This window comes from Sphingopyxis sp. L1A2A, from assembly GCF_005502465.1.
GTDB lineage: Bacteria > Pseudomonadota > Alphaproteobacteria > Sphingomonadales > Sphingomonadaceae > Sphingopyxis.
In genome coordinates this window covers 56,031-73,710 of the sequence record NZ_SCOT01000015.1, presented here as the reverse complement: position 1 = coordinate 73,710, position 17,680 = coordinate 56,031, and the positions used below count along the sequence as shown (strand labels likewise).

At 65.0% G+C, this 17,680-nt stretch carries 17 protein-coding genes; 9 read left to right on the top strand and 8 right to left on the bottom strand.

Annotated elements, in window-relative coordinates; all coding sequences use genetic code 11:
• Positions 1-22 precede the first annotated feature (22 nt).
• The gene (locus tag FFS68_RS10905) at positions 23-1,720 is read left to right on the top strand and encodes a hybrid sensor histidine kinase/response regulator (protein ID WP_171003831.1); all 1,698 of its coding nucleotides are present in this window, start codon (positions 23-25) and stop codon (positions 1,718-1,720) included.
• Positions 1,721-1,726: 6 nt separating this feature from the next.
• Here FFS68_RS10905 and FFS68_RS10900 read toward each other — a convergent pair whose 3' ends face one another.
• From FFS68_RS10900 to FFS68_RS18060, 4 genes are all read right to left on the bottom strand, one after another.
• Positions 1,727-2,569 (bottom strand): response regulator transcription factor, encoded by an 843-nt coding sequence (locus tag FFS68_RS10900; protein ID WP_212742347.1) that lies wholly within the window; start codon positions 2,567-2,569, stop codon positions 1,727-1,729.
• A 112-nt stretch (positions 2,570-2,681) separates the two neighbouring features.
• Positions 2,682-3,119, bottom strand: a complete 438-nt coding sequence (locus FFS68_RS10895) for a DoxX family protein (RefSeq protein WP_171003830.1) — start codon at positions 3,117-3,119, stop codon at positions 2,682-2,684.
• 88 nt (positions 3,120-3,207) lie between these two features.
• Positions 3,208-3,333, bottom strand: a complete 126-nt coding sequence (locus FFS68_RS18205) for a hypothetical protein (protein ID WP_283214602.1) — start codon at positions 3,331-3,333, stop codon at positions 3,208-3,210.
• 96 nt (positions 3,334-3,429) lie between these two features.
• The gene (locus FFS68_RS18060) at positions 3,430-4,071 is read right to left on the bottom strand and encodes a lysozyme inhibitor LprI family protein (RefSeq protein WP_212742346.1); all 642 of its coding nucleotides are present in this window, start codon (positions 4,069-4,071) and stop codon (positions 3,430-3,432) included.
• 120 nt (positions 4,072-4,191) lie between these two features.
• Between FFS68_RS18060 and FFS68_RS10885 the strand changes: the two genes are divergently transcribed.
• Both FFS68_RS10885 and FFS68_RS10880 read left to right on the top strand, forming a co-directional pair.
• A complete protein-coding gene (locus FFS68_RS10885; RefSeq protein ID WP_212742345.1) occupies positions 4,192-4,713 on the top strand; it encodes an ankyrin repeat domain-containing protein in 522 nt (173 codons plus the stop codon).
• On the top strand, positions 4,710-5,789 hold the full coding sequence (locus FFS68_RS10880; RefSeq protein WP_137753215.1) for a hypothetical protein: 1,080 nt from the start codon (positions 4,710-4,712) through the stop codon (positions 5,787-5,789). Before FFS68_RS10885 ends, FFS68_RS10880 begins: the two co-directional genes overlap by 4 nt.
• Positions 5,790-6,103: 314 nt before the next feature.
• On the opposite strand, the gene FFS68_RS10875 is transcribed toward FFS68_RS10880, so the two are convergent.
• Positions 6,104-6,535, bottom strand: coding sequence for a LuxR C-terminal-related transcriptional regulator (locus FFS68_RS10875; RefSeq protein WP_137753214.1), 432 nt, complete (start codon positions 6,533-6,535; stop codon positions 6,104-6,106).
• A gap of 107 nt (positions 6,536-6,642) precedes the next feature.
• Here FFS68_RS10875 and FFS68_RS10870 point away from each other — a divergent pair, with 107 nt between their 5' ends.
• From FFS68_RS10870 to FFS68_RS10860, 3 genes are all read left to right on the top strand, one after another.
• Positions 6,643-7,776, top strand: coding sequence for a histidine kinase (locus FFS68_RS10870; protein WP_212742344.1), 1,134 nt, complete (start codon positions 6,643-6,645; stop codon positions 7,774-7,776).
• A complete protein-coding gene (locus tag FFS68_RS10865) occupies positions 7,776-8,555 on the top strand; it encodes a LytTR family DNA-binding domain-containing protein (RefSeq protein WP_137753213.1) in 780 nt (259 codons plus the stop codon). Before FFS68_RS10870 ends, FFS68_RS10865 begins: the two co-directional genes overlap by 1 nt.
• Positions 8,556-8,668: 113 nt before the next feature.
• On the top strand, positions 8,669-9,892 hold the full coding sequence (locus FFS68_RS10860; RefSeq protein WP_137753212.1) for an FAD-dependent oxidoreductase: 1,224 nt from the start codon (positions 8,669-8,671) through the stop codon (positions 9,890-9,892).
• Between the two features lie 2 nt (positions 9,893-9,894).
• Here the strand turns inward: FFS68_RS10860 and FFS68_RS10855 are convergent, their stop codons facing one another.
• The gene (locus FFS68_RS10855) at positions 9,895-10,530 is read right to left on the bottom strand and encodes a DUF4126 domain-containing protein (protein WP_137753230.1); all 636 of its coding nucleotides are present in this window, start codon (positions 10,528-10,530) and stop codon (positions 9,895-9,897) included.
• Between the two features lie 109 nt (positions 10,531-10,639).
• On the opposite strand from FFS68_RS10855, the gene FFS68_RS10850 reads away from it, so the two are divergent.
• Both FFS68_RS10850 and FFS68_RS10845 read left to right on the top strand, forming a co-directional pair.
• A complete protein-coding gene (locus FFS68_RS10850; protein ID WP_137753211.1) occupies positions 10,640-11,437 on the top strand; it encodes an NUDIX domain-containing protein in 798 nt (265 codons plus the stop codon).
• 169 nt (positions 11,438-11,606) lie between these two features.
• Positions 11,607-11,837, top strand: coding sequence for a hypothetical protein (locus tag FFS68_RS10845; protein WP_249340126.1), 231 nt, complete (start codon positions 11,607-11,609; stop codon positions 11,835-11,837).
• Positions 11,838-11,972: 135 nt separating this feature from the next.
• Here FFS68_RS10845 and FFS68_RS10840 read toward each other — a convergent pair whose 3' ends face one another.
• Positions 11,973-12,842: a carbon-nitrogen hydrolase family protein gene (locus FFS68_RS10840; protein WP_137753210.1), complete on the bottom strand. Its 870-nt coding sequence runs from the start codon at positions 12,840-12,842 to the stop codon at positions 11,973-11,975.
• A gap of 87 nt (positions 12,843-12,929) precedes the next feature.
• On the opposite strand from FFS68_RS10840, the gene FFS68_RS10835 reads away from it, so the two are divergent.
• Positions 12,930-15,875 (top strand): M16 family metallopeptidase, encoded by a 2,946-nt coding sequence (locus FFS68_RS10835; RefSeq protein WP_137753209.1) that lies wholly within the window; start codon positions 12,930-12,932, stop codon positions 15,873-15,875.
• On the opposite strand, the gene FFS68_RS10830 is transcribed toward FFS68_RS10835, so the two are convergent.
• Positions 15,872-17,653, bottom strand: a complete 1,782-nt coding sequence (locus FFS68_RS10830; RefSeq protein ID WP_137753208.1) for a cation:proton antiporter — start codon at positions 17,651-17,653, stop codon at positions 15,872-15,874. The genes FFS68_RS10835 and FFS68_RS10830 overlap by 4 nt on opposite strands.
• Between the last annotated feature and the right edge of the window lie 27 nt (positions 17,654-17,680).

Genomic DNA, 17,680 nt, shown 5'->3' with positions numbered 1-17,680 from the left:
CGGTCCAGAGACGGGTGGTGTTATGCGGTACGGGCAATTCGCCGCCGATATGGGTGACGGGGCCGCGCGCCTGTTCCAACGGGCGGTCAGCACACCGGTCGAAGACGAGCTGGAACACAAGCAGGCGTGGATTCGCCTCGCGCTGCTGGTGCTGATCTCGACCTATGCCACCGTCGCCAGCATCATCGTGGCGCCCGAGCATCGTATCGAGCCATGGGCGATCGCCGTCCTCAGCTATTTCGCCTGTTACACGCCGCTCGCCCTCGGCCTGCTCTACAACGTTCGGCGCTATCCGGGCCACTATCCGGCGCGCCGGTTGTTTTCGATGGCCAACGACTATGCCGGCCTAGCATTCGCGATCATCGCGGGATGCGTAGTGATGCTGCCCGTTTACGCGATCATCATGTGGGTCACGGTCGGCAACGGCCTTCGTTTCGGGTCGCGCTATATGATTGTGGCGGCGATCATGGCGCAGATCACGCTGGCCACGATCACGCTGCTGACGCCCTATTGGCAGGCCAACCCGCCCCTTGTCGTCACGCTTTCGCTCACCGCCCTGATCGTCCCGCTTTACATCCGGACCTTGCAGCGCAGCACAGAGCAGGCGCGCCGCGATGCCGAGGAGGCGAACACCGCCAAGTCGCGCTTTCTGGCGCAGGCCAGCCACGACTTGCGGCAACCGGTGCATGCGATCGGGCTTTTCCTCAACAGCCTGACCCAGACCGGGCTGGCGCCCGAACAGCGCGGCATCGTCGATCGCATCGATCGGTCGCTGCAGGGCGTCGCCGAACTGTTCCGCTCGCTGCTCGATATTTCGACGCTCGATAGCGGCGCGGTGACGCCCAAGCTGGAACCCGTTTCCATCGGCCAGCTGTTCCGCCTGCTCGAACAGCAGAATCAAGTGAGCGCCGAATGGGCCGGGATCGACTTGCGCTTCGTTCAATCCGACCGGGTCGTCCTCGCCGACAAGGCGCTGTTGCTGACGATGTTGCAAAACCTGGTGTCGAACGCGATCAAATATGCGCCGCGTGGCCCGGTCCTGATCGGGTGCCGCCCGCGCGGCGAATATGTTTCGATCTGGGTCGTCGATTGCGGCCCGGGGATTGCGGCGGAACATCTGCCCCGGCTGTTTGATGAATTCTACCAGATCCGCAAATTGGGCAGCGCCGATACGCAAGGCGTCGGGCTGGGGCTTTCGATCGTCCGGCGGCTTGGCGCGCTCATGGATTTTGACGCGGAAGTTCGCTCGCGGCCGGGCCACGGCACAGCGGTGGCAATCCACGGGCTGGTCGCAGCGGCGGCGGCGGTGCCGCAGGTCGTCGATCGCGACAACAGCTACGCCGCGCCGCTTCACGATTTGCGTGTTTTGCTGGTCGAGGACGATATCGATGTGCTCGATGCCACCGCGCACCTGCTTCGTTCATGGGGCGCCCAGGTGGCGGCCTGGTCGATCGCCCCGCCGCAGGCGCAGCCTTGCGATCTGATCGTCACCGATTTCGACATCGGCGGCGGGATGACCGGCGCCGATTGCATTGCGCTGCATCGGCACGTCAGCCCGCCGCCGATGGCGATCGTGATGACCGGGCATGACGAAATGGCGATCGAGGAAATCATCGCCGATGCGGGCGTCCTGATCCTCAAAAAACCCGTCCAGCCCGCCGAGCTACGGTCGGCGATCGCCGCATTACGCAGTCGGCAGGAACGATTGCCGACCGGCTAGTCGGGCCTATTGCAGTCCCAGGGCATTGGCTTTTTCCGCGGCTTCCGATCGCGTATGAGCCCCCAAAATCCGCAGCAGGGCCGATACATGGATGCGGACAGTGAACGGCGATATATCGAGCTGACGCCCGATTTCCTTGTTCGTCTTGCCCATCGCCAGTTGCGACAGGACATCGCGCTGGCGCGGTGTGAAGTCCTGGCTCCGTTGCCGCGCGGTTGGCGGCGAGGCGATCGATGCCGTCTCGGGGACCAGCACCAGCGTATCGCCGCTCCGCACCGCCTTGATCGCCGACACCATCGCGTCGGACGGAATGGCCTTGCCGATGAATCCGTCGGCGCCTTGCCGCATGACTCGCCCGATCGTTTCGGCATCGTCCGCCATCGAAATGATGATCAGCGATGACGTCGGAAATTGACCGCGAAGGGCTGCAATGGTGGCGAGTGGATCCATGCCCGGGAACATCAGGTCGAGGATGAACAGGACGGGCGCGGCGCCCCCGCTGGCCAGCGCCAAGATTTCATCGACGCTGCCTGCCTCGACGATGTCTGCATGCGGAAATGCGCTGGCGACCAAGCGGCACATCCCGTCGCGAAAGACGGGATGATCGTCGGCAACCAGGATCCGTTCGGCGGGGACGCTTTGCATGGGGCGCTGGAACTCCGCTGCATCCGACGATGGTCGGCGGAAGCGGTGGCGTGGTCGCGCAGCACGGCGATCGATGCCAGCGCCTTGACGTACCGGTTCGTCTTTTTTCGTATCAAGAGGAAGGGGCTCGCATCGCTGCGAGCCCCTTCGCCACCAAGCGACCCTTTGGCGGATTTGACGCCGACCTGTCGTGTCGCCGGACATTGTCGGCGCGGAGACTGTGACAAGCGAAATCAATGGCTAAGACTGGCGCAGGTGCCGATACGGCGCAACCGCGCGATTGGGCTAGCACGTCACGGCCGGGGCGGGAGCGCCGTTATGACGGGGAAAGCGGCGGAGCGTTGCGGCGACTGCGATCATGATCGTCGGCCATGATCACCAGCAAGAGGACGATCAGCGCGGCGCTATACTCGATGCCGCCGGTGCCATGTTCGCCCACGAACCAGCCGAAATGGCGATGGATCAGGACAATGCCCCCAACGGCGATCGCCATCAGCGCCGCAGCCGACACGCGCACAAATCGGCCGAAAATGATCAGCGTTCCGGCGATCAGTTCGGTGATCGTGATCAACCACACCAGGGCTTCGCCGGCCGGGAAACCTTGCGACTCCATGAATAAACCGAACTGCGGGATGGTGCCGTTGATGATCCGCACCGCGGCGTGCGCCATGAACAGGCCAGCCGTGGCGACGCGGGCGAACAGGAGCGCCGGGCGGACCAGGCCGCCGGATGCATCGGATCGGATAATGGTCATTCGCATATGCCTGATCAGCACGTCGGCGACGGCGCGGCAACGGGTGCGATGCACCGGTGCACCGCTCCCATGGTTTCGCGTTACCGCGTCACCAGCCCCCGACCAGTCCCTGCATCAGCCCGAGCATCAGCCAATCGAGATGGGCGGCGCCAAACTGTTTGAAATTCATGTCCTTGAGCAATCGGCGTCCCCACGGCTGCATCGGCACCCGCATCAGAAAGCCAAGGAATGTCTAAAAGAGCATCGAGGCGGCGCCCGAGAAGAGCAGGAACCTTGCGGCGTCGGTCGTATCCATCGCTTTAACGCCCTCTCATCGATTGGCGTTTTGGGGGTGGCGCCGTAGCCATAAGGTTCGTTCGGAAACCACGCGGATCCGGCAGCTGTCCTCGATCAACGCGCCGCCGGAGCCACCCGCCATGCCCGATTGTTCGACTTCTTTGCTGCAAACGGTCCAGCGGTCCTTCAGCCAGGATCGCTGTGCATCGCGCAGCTGCGACCTGGCGCTGGTCCCGGACGCGCGGCGCAGCGCATCGCGATAAGCGATACCCAGCGCCCGATCGAACCGTCGATATTCGTCGGCCATGCAATCCTGCATCGCCGCGGTCACGCCGCCGCTGTTGAGGATGCATTGCCGAAAGGCCGGCGAAGTTTCTGGTTCCGCGGCCGCGGGTTCGGCCGCCGACAGACTCACGGTCCCTGCCGCCAGCAAGCCCATGACGGCGAGCGCCGATCGGCGGATCGCTCCCAATCCCGTGCAGCGCTTGGTCATCCGATCGCTCTCCCGTCTGGACTGTGTTGGCCGAAAGGGCTGGGTGACTGCATCGTCCGCCGTCGGGATAAGGCGCGCCGTCGCCGGGCGGCAGATTCGTTGGCGTACTGGTGCATCGCTAGCCTTTGTTTTTCGGCGGTTTAAGTGGATGCCCGGGCGATGGCGATATGGAATATGGGACATGGCGCGCTGACCCCCCAGCTGCTTTGGGGCTGTCTGTGCATCGCTGCCTCTGCCGTGAGCGAAGTGCCTCGGGCAGATGGCGCGGCCGTGATCCTCCCGGCTGCGACCGGTCGGCCCCCCATGTCTCAGCAGATTCTGGACGGCGCGCATCCTGACATGGTCGGCAAGCTGCTGGATGCGGGGGCCGACCCGCTGTTGCCCGACCCTGACGGCGATGCCGCGCTGCACTATGCCGCGATGGCGCGCAATCCGGCCTATCTGGAATTGCTGTTGGCGCGCGGATTGAAACCCGATACCCGCAATCGCATCAGCGGGCGCACGCCGTTGATGGCGGCGATGCTGGCCGAGCGCGAGCGCCAGTTCACGATGCTGCTGGCCGCGGGGGCGAGCGTCACGCAGGCTGATGTCATGGGCAACACGGCGCTGCACGTCGCGGCACAGATCAACGAACCGAGGCGTGTATGGATGCTGCTCGAAGCCGGCGCCCCGCCCGCCGCGCGCAACGCGCAGGGGCAGACGTTTCAGCGCTATCTGTTCATGACCCCCGACCGCCTGCTGAACGCGGAAACATTGCGGTGGCGGCGGGCTGTCGCATCGTGGCTGCGGCGAAACGGCATCGCAGTGGAGACGGAAGCGCCATGATCGGGACAAAATGCCTGCCATATCTTGCCGCGCTCGGGCTGGTGCTCGGCGGCCCGGCGCAGGCGACGCTGCCACCCCTGTCGCCCCCTCAATATGGAGCTTACGGGCCGCTGATCCTTTGCGAAGGGGACCTGTCGATCGCCGTGGAGCCGAACGAGGCGGCGCATGTCGTCGGCAGTATCTTTCGCATCATCAACGACGATTATGTGGTCGCGGCGACGCCTGCGCTGTTGCCCATTTCGTCGCTGGCGTCGCTGGGCGGCACCTCCAAAACCGACATCATCGGGCTGGGGAATCTGACCTTGGCGTTTCGCTATCGGGGCGAGCTGCCGCCGAGCGGCGCGCGTGACGCGATTTTCGCGCGCGAGGGTTTTCGCGATGGCGACGTGCGCTATGCCATTTCAACGCAATATGCTTCGACGTCATCGGACAGCTTGCGGTCGATGCTGATTATCGCGTCTCCTTCGTTTGATGGCAGCGAGGCCGATAAGGCGATCCTTTCGCGCTTCCGGTTGGACGCCGTCAACCCGTCCGCCTGCATCCGCCCTGCCGGGTTCGCTGCCGGGAAGACTGATCGCGGCGCGGCAGTTTTTGTGGAGTCGTTCGAGGACTCCTTTTACCCCGGCCTCTATCCCGCGGCACCGACCGACGGTCCCGGCTATCATTGTCTGAACGGTGTCGGCTTTGCGTTTTACGCCGGAGAGCGCCTGCGGCGGCCCTGGCAATCGCTGCAAGTCGGACAATCCCATCTGATGCGCAGCAACGTTGTGGTGACATTGTCGGGGCCGGTCGAACCCATGCGACCAACCGACCCTGGCGACGCCCGCGAGCATCCGGCCGGACAATTGCATGGCAGCGGCGTCACTTTCTATCCAAGCCGCGGCGTCGGCCCGCCCTACGCGCCGCCGGGGGTCAGGGAAGATGGCAGCTGGCTGATCGAGCTGGGCAAGGACAAGAACAGCCGATTGGAAATTCGTTTCCCAGCTGGCGACAAGGCGCTTGCCGGCTTCGCGCTGATCGAACGGTTGGAGTTCGTGGCGCCGGGCGATCCACGATGCGGGACGGCACCGCGATAGCCAGCGCGGCGGCGCCGTCAGCATCGATGACGCTGGATTAAGCGGGCGATGCCCCAGCCGGCGACCCTGTCGGCGGCGCAGCATCACGGCCCCTGCCATGTACCGGTTCACGCGGTCGCATTGGGTTCGTTCCCAAGCTCGGCTACGGTCGTGATGTCGATAGTTTTCTCAGGATGGCGTCGATGCAGGGGCTGATTTTATCATATTCCGCGCTCGATCGGGCGCCGGGCTCGGTCGATCATGGTCGGCGCGCAAGGCCGCTGGGCTGGCCGCTCAAATCCGGGGGCGATCGAGCGCGCACTGGGGCGCGGCGGCTATGCGATCAAAGCGGTGGGATAGGTTGGCGCGGCGTGGCTTGCACCCAGCGAGCGGCGCATTTCCCGGCGACAGGGAAAGTTCAGGATGCGCAAGATGTTCGACACATGATTTCGCACCGTGAAATGCGACAAGCCAAGTTTGCGGCCGATTTCCTTGTTGGACATGCCGTGCAGCAGATAGTCCAGAATTTCCTGCTGCCGATGGGTGAGCACAGATGGCGGCGGCATCGGATCGCTCAGATTTCGGTCAATATAGAGCTGCGACAAGTTGATGATGTCCGATCCGGGGAGAGCCGATTTTATTCGCGAAATGGCGTCTTCGCCCTGAAACCGCGATATGGTCACCAGGACGATGGTCCGGTCATCGCGGTCAAAGCCGCTCCGTGCCGAATAGGGCGCGGGATAGAATGATGGATCGATATGTTTCATGGCGCGGTGATGCTATCGCAATGCCAACGAAGGATGAGGGGGAAACCGGCGATTGGCTTGCCGGGCACAATGAACGGGCGGGGTTTTCTACCAATGGCTTGTCGGCAATGACCAGCGTTCAAGCGCGGACGGCGGAATCAGACGCGCCGCCGCACGGCGGCGCGCGCGCGTCTGTCACGCCGCCACCCGCAACGATGCAGGAACGCAAGGCGATCACGGCGACGACGGTCAAGCTGGCGGCGCTGTTTTGGCTCTGCGTGCTCGTTTCGGACAGCCTGCTCTGGGGTATCGTCGGCACCGACCCGATCGCATCGGCATTCGGCAAGGTGGTGCTGAACAGTTTCGGTGCGGCGCTGACGCTGGTGGTGACCGCGCTGCTGTTCCGGCTGCGCGCGGCATCGATTTTTATCAAAGTTCTGGTTGCCTTCACCTTCTCGATCCTCGCCGCGGCGATCTACAGCGTCTTCGATATTTTCATCTATTTGTGGATGGTGCGGCCGGTCAGCTGGGTGTTCGATAATGTCCAGTTCGGGCACACGATGATTTCCAGCACTGCGATGTTTTTCGGCTGGTCGTGCCTCTACATCGCGATGATCTACAGCTTCGATGTCCGCGACCGCGAACGCAGTCTGGCGCTCGCCCGCGAAGAGGCGCTGTCGGCGCAGATGCGGGCGCTGCGTTATCAGATCAACCCGCATTTCCTGTTCAACACGCTCAATTCCGCGATGGGGCTGGTCGAGGAGGGGGCGACCGCGCGGGCGCAGCGGATGATGGTCTCGCTGTCGGCCTTCCTTCGCCAGACGCTCGAACTCGATCCGATGAAGGACGTGACGCTGGCGGCCGAACTGGAATTGCAGGAAGATTATCTCGAGATCGAGCGCGAGCGTTTTCCCGACCGCATGCGATTCACGATCGACGTTGAAGAAGCTGCACTGCACGCGCTGGTGCCCAATCTGATCCTGCAGCCGCTGGTCGAAAATGCGGTAAGGCATGGCGTCGAGCCCTGCACCGGCGAAGTCGGGATCCGCATCACCGCGTGGCGCGACGGCGGCCAGCTCGGCATCCGGGTCGAAAATGATCTCTGCTCGATCGACGAAGGCGCTTCGCGGCCGGGCGGCCGGATCGGGCTGTGCAATGTCGCCGAACGGCTGTCGGCGCGTTTTGGCGGGGCCAGCTCGTTTGAAACCAAGCTGTCGCCCGCGCTTTTCCGTGCCGAAATCCGGCTGCCGTGGGCGGTGTAATGGCGGGTCTGGCGATATTGGTCGTCGATGACGAGCCGTTGGCGCGGCGCCGTGCGGTGCGGTTGGCGCAACAGCTGCCGTGGGTGGGCGAGGTGGGACAGGCGGGCAATGTCGCGCAGGCGGTCGAATGGCTGGCCACCTCCGCGTGCCACATCATCCTGCTCGACATCCGGATGCCGGGCGGCAGCGGGTTCGACCTGCTCCGCCACTTGTCCGATCCCGCCCCGGCGGTCGTTTTCGTCACCGCATTCAACGATCAGGCGTTGCGCGCATTCGATGCGCGCGCGGTCGATTATGTCACCAAACCGATCGAAACGGGACGGTTCCAGACCGCAATGGACCGCGCGCGCGCCGCAGTCGATCAGTCGAACAGCAGCGACCGCATCCGCGAGTTGGAAGAGGTGGTCGCCAATCTGCGCGCAACCGGCGACAGCGGGCGTCAGCACATGGCCGAATTATGGGTACGGGCCAGCGGCGAATATATCCGAATCAAGCCCGAGAGCATCAGCCACGTCGGCGCCGAACGCGACTATGTCCGCCTCCACGCCGACGGCCAGAGCTATCTCTACAACGAAAATCTTGCAACGCTGGAACGGCTGTTGCCTGCGCAGCAATTTCTGCGCATCCATCGCAGCACGATGGTCCGGGTCGACGCGGTAGAGCGCGTCAAAAGCGGGCAGTTTCATTCGCTGATCGCCGTGCTGAGCGATGGCACCGAGCTGCGCGTCGGCCGCACCTATACCGCGGCAATCCGCGCCCGGCTGGCCCACCGCGACTGATCGCTGCGGCGTCGCCGCTGCCAAGTTTTTCTTTGCCGATCACCAGCCCGCCGCCGCTTGTCTCGTATTGCATGCCATGCAAGGGACGCGCACGGACGGCGGGAGAGGACGCGATGCACTTCGATGTGGTGATAGTCGGCGCGGGACATGGCGGCGCGCAGGTGGCGATCATGCTGCGGACGCAAAAGTTCGCGGGGACGATTGCGATCATCGGCGACGAGCCCGAGCTGCCCTATGAACGGCCGCCGCTGTCGAAGGAATATTTCGCCGGCGAGAAGGAATTTGAACGCATCCAGCTGCGCCCCGCCAAATATTGGGACGAGCGCGAGGTGACGATGCTGCTCGGCCAGCGCGTCGTGTCGGTCGATCCTGCCGGCCATAAGGTGACGACCGAGGGCGGCGAGACGATCGGTTATGGCAAGCTCGTCTGGGCGACCGGCGGCTCGCCCCGGATGCTCCCGATCCCCGGCGGCGATCTTGCCGGCGTGCAGGGGGTGCGCACCCGCGCCGACGCCGATGCGATGAAGGCGGCCTCTGAAACTGCGGGCCAGATCGTCGTCATCGGCGGCGGTTACATCGGGCTTGAGGCTGCCGCGGTGCTGCGCAAGGCGGGCAAGAAAGTGGTGCTGCTTGAGGCGCTCGACCGCGTGCTGGCGCGGGTCGCCGGGACCGAGCTGTCGCGCTTTTATGAACGCGAGCACCGCGACCATGGCGTCGACCTCCGCCTTGGCGTGTCGGTTGCGGCGATCGAGGGCGAGGCGCATGTCACCGGCGTTCGGCTCGCCGACGGCGAGGTCATCGCTGCCGACCTCGTCATCGTCGGCATCGGCATCGTTCCCGCGGTCGAGCCGCTGGTCGCGGCGGGTGCCGCTGGCGGCAATGGCGTGCTCGTCGACCGGCTGTGCAAGACCAGCCTGCCCGACATTTATGCAATCGGCGACTGCGCTGCACACGAGAATGATTTCGCAGAGGGCGCCTGCATCCGCCTTGAATCGGTTCAGAACGCCAACGACCAGGCGAATGTCGTCGCCAAAGGTATCGTCGGCGACGAGGCGCCTTATCATGCCATCCCATGGTTCTGGTCGAACCAATATGACCTCAAGCTCCAGACCGCGGGCCTGTCGACCGGCCACGATCGCGCGGTGCTGCGCGGCGATCCGGCGACACGCAGCTTCTCGGTCGTATATCTCAAGGCGGGGAAGGTGATCGCGATCGACTGCGTCAACGCCACCAAGGATTATGTCCAAGGCCGGATGATCGTCACCGCCGGGCTGATGGCCAGCGCCGAGCAGCTCGCCGACACCGAAATGCCGCTGAAAGCGCTGCTCCCGGCCTGACGCTAGGCGGGCGGAAGCGCGTCGGCTGGGGGCGGCTCGTCGCCCAGCGCGCGCTTCAGTGTCGCCTTGATGTTGCGGAGCAGGCGGCGCAGCGCGATGATCACCACGACCGCGGCGACCGCCATCACGATGGCGATGACGATCGCGACCGGCGGATAGGCGATCGCCAGCGCCAGCAGGCCGCCGGTCGCGACATCTTCGCCGGTCGATACCACCGCATTGCTGAACGGTTCGGGGCTGGCATTGACGACGGCGCGCGTCGTCGCCTTGGCGCCGTGGCTGAGCAAGGCGCCGCCGCCGCCGAGCAGAAAGGCGATCACCTGCCAGGTCGGATCCGACGCATCGACGAGCGCGAGGGCGAGCAGCGCGCCGCCGAGCGGGCGGATGACGCTGTGAATCATGTCCCAGATCGAATCGACCCAGGCGATTTTGTCGGCCAGGAATTCGGCCAGGGTGCCGACCGCCGCGACCCCCAGCACCCACGGATTGGCCAGCACCTGCAATGCTGCCAGATGTTCGGGCAGCGGCAGCCAGCCGAAATGCATCGCGGTGCCGGTGGCCAATATGGTGAGGTAGAGCCGCCACCCGGCGAGGAGGCTGAGACTGCCGGCGACGCCCAAAATCTCGACGATTCCCAATATCCTGCTCCCCATATGGCCGGCCCCCATCTTGCACCCGCACTCGCGGGCCCGCAATGCCGAGATGACAAGGATGACAAGCGCGCGGCGCAGGGTTATCGCATCGGCCATGAGCAATATTGCGCCGCCATCCGCCCAGCCCGAAATTTTGCCCGAAGGCGCCATTCCCGCCGCCACGCTGGTCATCATGCGCCCGTCGGACGGCGGCGGGGCCGATGACATCCTCATGGTCAAGCGATCGACGACGATGGCCTTTGCTGCCGGCGCCGTCGTCTTTCCCGGCGGCCGGGTCGATCCGGACGATTATCTGGTCGCCCGCCAGCACGCGCCCGACCTTGCCGAGGCCGACGGTGCGGCGCGGGTCGCGGCGCTCCGCGAGACGCTGGAAGAAACCGGGCTGGCGGTCGGCTGGCCGGCATTGGCCGAGGGTGATGTCGCCGCGGTGCGCCAGGCGTTGCTGGCCGGCACGCTGCTTTCCGACATCCTCGCGGCGCGGGGGGATCGAATCGCGCTGGAATCACTGGTGCCTTTCGCGCGCTGGTGCCCCAATTTCAAAGAAGCGCGGACCTTCGACACACGATTTTATGCCGTCGCCGCGCCGCCGCACAGTCATGAACTGACGGTCGAAGAGGCCGAGCACAGCCATATTTTCTGGGCCAGCGCGGCCGAAACGCTGGCCATGGCCGACCGCGGCGAGGTGTCGGTCATTTTTCCGACCCGCCGCAACCTCGAACGCCTGGCGCAGGTTACGGATTTTACGGGGTTTTCGGTGCATTCGGACCAGTTTCCGGTCGAATTGATCACACCGTGGATCGAAGATCGCGACGGGCAGGCGTTTTTGTGCATTCCGGGGCATTTGGGCTATCCCGTGACCAGCGAATCCTTTGACCATGTTCGCCGCGGATAGTGGCTTCGATGCAACAACTTTCTCTCTATTTAGCAATTTGGTAAGAATTGGCGAGCTAGGGCAAATCGTCGTTGCATTTGCTGAACGCTGTGCCTAAGACGGCGCTGCAGAAGCAGACCGGGGGTCCCCCCGGTGTGATTCGACAAAACTAATCCAGTGGACGGAGAATATGATGAACCTGCTTAAGAAGGCTGCGATCTCCCTCGCAGCGACCTCGATGATTGCAGCCCCGGTTGCCGCGTCGGCCGCTCCCGCAGCACGTGCAGCTTCGGCCGTTGATGGCCAGAGCGAACTCGAAGGCAGCACGAGCTGGATCATCGCTATCGTCGCGCTCGCTGCGATCATCGGTGGCATCATCATCGCGTCGGACAACAACGACGACTCGCCGACCAGCCCGTAATTACGGCTGATCGATATTGATACCAAAAGGCTCCGAGCTCCGCTCGGGGCCTTTTGCGCGTCTATGATATTTGTTTGCGCGGGTTAAGGCGTGCCGTCGCGGCTCGCGCGCCGGATAGACGTCCGTCGACAGGCGCTACAGCCTAATGTTCCGCATCGCCCGCGAGCGTGCCAAAGGGATCGCCGTGCGCGCGCGCTCTGCCGCAGCCGCGTCGATCGGCGCCAGAACCGTTTGATAGCCCCCCTCGCTTGCCGCCGCCGCCCCGGCATCGGCGAGCACCGCGCCCCACGGGTCGACGGCCAGGCTGTGGCCATAGGTCGATCGGCCATCCTGATGATCACCGCATTGCGCCGCCGCCAGGATATGGCAGCCGGTTTCGATCGCGCGGGCGCGCATCAGCACATGCCAATGCGCTTCGCCGGTTGATACGGTGAAAGCGGCGGGGATCGCGATCAGCGCTGCGCCCCGATCGACCAATGCGCCGTAAAGTTCGGGAAACCGCAAATCATAACAGATGCTCAGCCCCAATCGGCCGAGCGGCGTATCGACGACGACGATTTTGTCGCCGCCCACATAGGCCGATGATTCGGTCCAATTCTCGCCCGAAGGCAGGGTTACGTCGAACATGTGAACCTTGTCATAGGTCGCACGGATGGTGCCATCGGCGGCGATGACATGGCTGCGGTTGACGCGCCGTTCGCCATCGTCGGCCAGCACCGGGATCGATCCCGTATGGAGCCAGAGGCCATGCTTCTGCGCCATTCGCTGTAAGGCCGCGGGCCACGGGCTGTCGGCTTCGCGGACAATGTGCGGCGCCGATCGTGCCCGGTCGCGATCCAGGAGCAGCGACATTTCGGGTAAGAATGCCATCGCCGCGCCGGCCGCCGCTGCCTCTGCCATTGCGCGATCGATCGTTGCAAGGTTGGCCGCCGGATCGATTCCGGTCGTCATCTGGACCAGGGCGGCGATCGGGACGGCGGGCGAGGGAGGGGGCGTTACGGTCATCCCATCTGGCTAAGCCGATGCGGCAGGCAGGACAAGCGCCGCGATAGTTCAGTGGCCAGCAAGGTTCGAAGGCGATAAGATGGCCTGATGTCCAGTTCCCCCGTGCGCATGTCGCTTCGTTTTACCCGGTCCTTCCTGTGTGCCAGCACCGCCGCTGCGCTGTTGCTGTTGCCAGCGGCCGTCATTGCCCAAGACAGCACGGCAAAGACGACGGCGAGCCGCCAGGCACCCAGCGGCGACTGGCTCTATGCCGGCAGCGACATTCCGCGCGACACCGCCTGGCAGTTCGGCGTCCTGCCCAATGGCGTGCGCTATGCGGTGCGCAACAACGGGGTGCCGCCGGGGCAGGTGTCGATCCGGGTACGGATGGACGTCGGATCGATGTTCGAAACCGAGCAAGAGCGGGGTTACGCCCATCTGCTCGAACATCTCACCTTTCGCGGCTCGGAGCATATTCCCGACGGCGAAGCCAAACGCATCTGGCAGCGATTCGGGGTTACCTTTGGCAGCGATTCGAACGCGCAAACCACTCCGACCCAGACCGTGTACCAGCTCGACCTGCCGAGCGTGACCCCGGCCAACCTCGACGAAAGCATGAAATTGCTGTCGGGCATGGTTCGCGAACCGCGGATCTCGGAACTGGCGGTCGCCGCCGAACGCGGCGTTGTGATGTCCGAACTGCGCGAATCGGACGGACCGCAAAAACGGATCGGCGATGCGACCAACGCGCATCTGTTCGCGGGCCAGCTCCTCGGCGATCGCTCGCCGATCGGTACGACAGCGTCGTTGGGCAAGGCCAGCGCGACGTCGGTCACCGCGTTTCACGATCGCTGGTACCGCCCCGAGCGCGCGGTGGTGGTCATCGTCGGCGACGCTGACCCGGCAGAATTGGCGCGGCTGGTCGCCAAATATTACGGTGACTGGCGGGGTAACGGGGCGAATCCGGCGGCCCCCGATTTCGGCAAACCCGATCCCAAGGCGCCCGCAGCACTCGAGATCGTCGAGGCAAATCAGCCGCTCGCACTGACGCTGGCGATGGTCCGCCCGTGGCAGAAACGCATCGACACCGTCGAAAACACGCGACGGCTCTATCTGGAATTCATCGCTCAAGCGCTGGTCAACCGGCGGCTGGAGAACCGCGCGCGCAGCGGCGGCAGCTATCTGGTCGCGACGGTCGAACAGCAGTATGTCAGTCGCAGCGCCGACGTGACGATGGCGTCGATCGTTCCGCTCAGCGACTGGAAGGCCGCGCTCGCCGACGTGCGCGGCGTGATTGCCGATGCCGTCAGCACCCCGCCGTCGCAGGCCGACATCGACCGCGAAGCAAACGAAATCGAAGCGTTCCTGCGCAAGGAACTGGAAAATGCGCGCAACGAGCCGGGCGCGCGGCTGGCCGACGATATGGTCCGCGCGGTCGACATCGGCGAGACGGTCACCAGTCCGCAGGGACAGGTCGACATGTTCGCGGCGATCCGTGCCTCGGCGACGCCGAAGGTGATGCTGGAGATCAGCAAGGCGATTTTTGCGGCGCCGGTGACGCGGGCCGTGCTGACCACCCCGACTGCGGCGGGCGGTAATTCTGCTGTCCTCGCCGCGCTGAAAGCGCCGGTGACCGCGCGCGACGATCGGCTGGCGACGGTCGAGGCCGATTTCAAACAGCTGCCCGCGTTCGGTCAGCCGGGAACGATCGCGTCGACGACGAATATTCTCGGCCTGCGCGCCGAGCGGATTGAATTTGCCAATGGCGTGACCGCGCTGGTGTCGAACAACAAGGTCGAACCGGGCAAGGTTCGCGTCAATGTGCGGTTCGGTACCGGCAACCGCAGCGTTGCCGCCGACGCGCCCAACCTGTTGTGGACCGGCGACTATGCGCTGGTCGCGAGTGGGATCGGGCCGTGGGGGCAGAATGAGATCGACCAGCTGACCAACGGGCGTCAAATCCAGCTGAACTTTGCGATCGACGACGATGCGTTCGAACTGTCGGCGGAAAGCAAACCCGCGGATCTGGCCGACCAGATGCGATTGATCGCGGGCAAGCTGGCCCAGCCACGCTGGGACGCGGCGCCGATCGAGCGGCTCCGCATCGGGTATCTCACCGGCTACGACCTCAACGACGCCACCCCCAATGCGGTGCTCGACCGCAATCTGCGCGGCTGGTTGACCAACAATGACGCACGTTGGGCCGCGCCCGACAAAGCGCAGATCGAGGCGCTGACGCCCGCGGCGTTCCGCGCCTTCTGGGAACCGCGGCTCGCCAGCGGTCCGATTGAGGTGCAGATTTTCGGCGACCTTGAATCGATCGACTATCGCAAGATCCTGAGTGAAACGGTCGGTGCGCTGTCGCCGCGGCCGACCTTGGCGCCGGCCAGCGGCCAGCGGGTCGATTTTGCCAAACATGTGACGGTACCCGAAATCGCCTATCATCGCGGCGAACAGGGGCAGGCGGCGGCGATGACCGCGTGGCCCACCGGCGGCGGCTTGGCCAATCCGCGTGATGCGCGCGGACTTGAGGTGCTGGCGGCGGTGTTCAATGACCGCCTGTTCGACCGCCTGCGCGCCGAACAGGGGGCGAGTTACGGCCCGGTGGTCGACAGCCATTGGCCGACCGGATTTGACAGCGGCGGCTATCTGCTCGTTGGCAGCCTGCTTGCGCCCAAGGATCTCGACCGCTTCTATGGCATCGCGCGCGACATTGCCGCCGACTTGGTCGCAAAACCGGTCAGCGCCGACGAATTGACGCGCAACGCGGTGCCGATCCGCGAGCAGGTCGCGCGCGCGTCGACGGGCAATGTCTATTGGATGTTCCTGCTCGAAGGCGCGACGCGCGATCCGCGGATCACCGCCGCGGCGCTGTCGATCCAGGACGATATTTCGGCGGTCACCGCCGCCGATGTTCAGCGGCTGGCGCAGCAATATCTGACCCCCGCGCGCCAATGGTCGCTGGCGATCCTGCCCAAGGGCATGACGCTGGCCGACGCGTCGGCACTGGGCGCTGCAACCGCAACGGCGGCGCCGACGGCGGGTGGCCGCTAAACGGTTTCGCTGCCGGCATCGGGGCGGCGCACTTTGCGGATGCGGGGTTCGCGCTCCAGCTCGCCCTTGGTCATGATGTCGCGCCGCATCCTGGCGCGAACGTCGTGGATCGATGCGATCACCGGCCCCATCGCGACGCCCAGGTCGATCAGCACCGCCTCGGCAAGCTGCAACGAACTTTCGAGGGTTTCGGGCACCGCATCGCTTGCCCCCGCCTGATAGAGTGCGGCGGCGTGGTCGGCGTCGCGCGCGCGGCTGATGATCGGCAGGCCGGGATATTTCAGCCGCATCTGCTTGGTCATCCGCAGTTGCTGAACCGGGTCGTCCATCGTCAGCACGATCGCGTCGGCGCTCTCGATCCCCAGCTTGTCGAGGCTGCCGGGCCGCGCGACATCGGCGAAACGCACCGCAAAACCGTCGCGGCGCGCCGCCGCCACGGTGTCGATATCGGCATCGACCGCGACATAGGACCGGCCATGCTCGCGCAGCAATTCGGCGACGGTGCGCCCGACGCGGCCAAAGCCGACGATCACGGTGCGCGCTGTCGCGGGTTCTTCGTCGGGCGTGTCGCCACTGCGCATCTCGATCCGCCGCGCAATATCATGGCCGACGCGCGCGAGCAGCGGCGTGATGGTAAGGCCGATCGCGGTGACCAATTGCCAGAAACTGGCGGTGTCAGGGTCGATGATCCCCGCCGCCAATGCGGCGGTCAGCACGATCAACGTGGTTTCCGACGGGCTGGACATCAACAGGCCAACTTCGGCGGCGGTGCCGCGGCGGGCGCCCGAAAAGCGCAGCAGCAGCGCGGTGACCACCGCCTTGACGACCACCACCCCGACGACGGCCGCGACGAGCATCGGCCATTGCTCGGCGATCGTCTTGAGGTTGAGGCCCATGCCGACGCTGATCAGGAACACCCCGAGCGCGAGGCCTTTGAACGGGGCGGTGATCGCCTCGACCTCGCCATGATATTCGGTTTCGGCGATCATCAGCCCGGCGAGCAGCGCGCCGACGATCGGTGACAGGCCGACGGTGGCGGTCGCGAGCGCGGCGACGATGACCACCAGCAGGCTGGCGGCGAGGAACAGTTCGGGATCCTTGGCGCGCGCCGCCTGAGCGAAAATGCGCGGCAGCAGAAACCAGCCCGCGACCGCCAGAACGGCAACGACCAGCACCCCTTGCCACAGGGTCGTGAGGAGCAGTTCGGTGCTATCGCCCGCGGCATTGGGCGCGAACGCGCCGAGGATGAAGATGATCGGCACAATGGCCAGATCCTCGAACAGCAGCATCGAAAAAGAGGCGCGGCCGACCGCCGACTTGGTGCCCACCATCGGCAGCACCAGCGCGGTCGAGGACAGCGCCAGCGCGATGCCAAGGCCGAAGGCGGCCGGGGTCGAAAGACCGCCAAGCAGCCACAGGCCGCCGCCGAGGATCGCACCGCTGAGCAGCAGTTCGGCGGCGCCGACCCCGAACACCAGTTTCCTGAGCGACCACAGGCGGCGGAACGACAGTTCAAGGCCGATCGAGAAGAGCAGCAGGATGATGCCGAATTCGGCGAACAGCGCGATGTCGTCGGCCGAGGCAATGGTGACATGCTTCAACCACGGATAATCGCCGGCCAGCGAGCCCAGCCCCGACGGTCCGACAAGCAGGCCGACGAGGATGAACCCGATGACGGGCGGCAGGCGAAAGCGCGCGAACGCCGGGATGACGATGCCCGCGGCGCCGAGCACCACCAGCGCGTTGCCGATAGCCGAGGTTTCTGTTTCCGATACCATAAGGGCCGACCTTATGCAGGCCGGCCC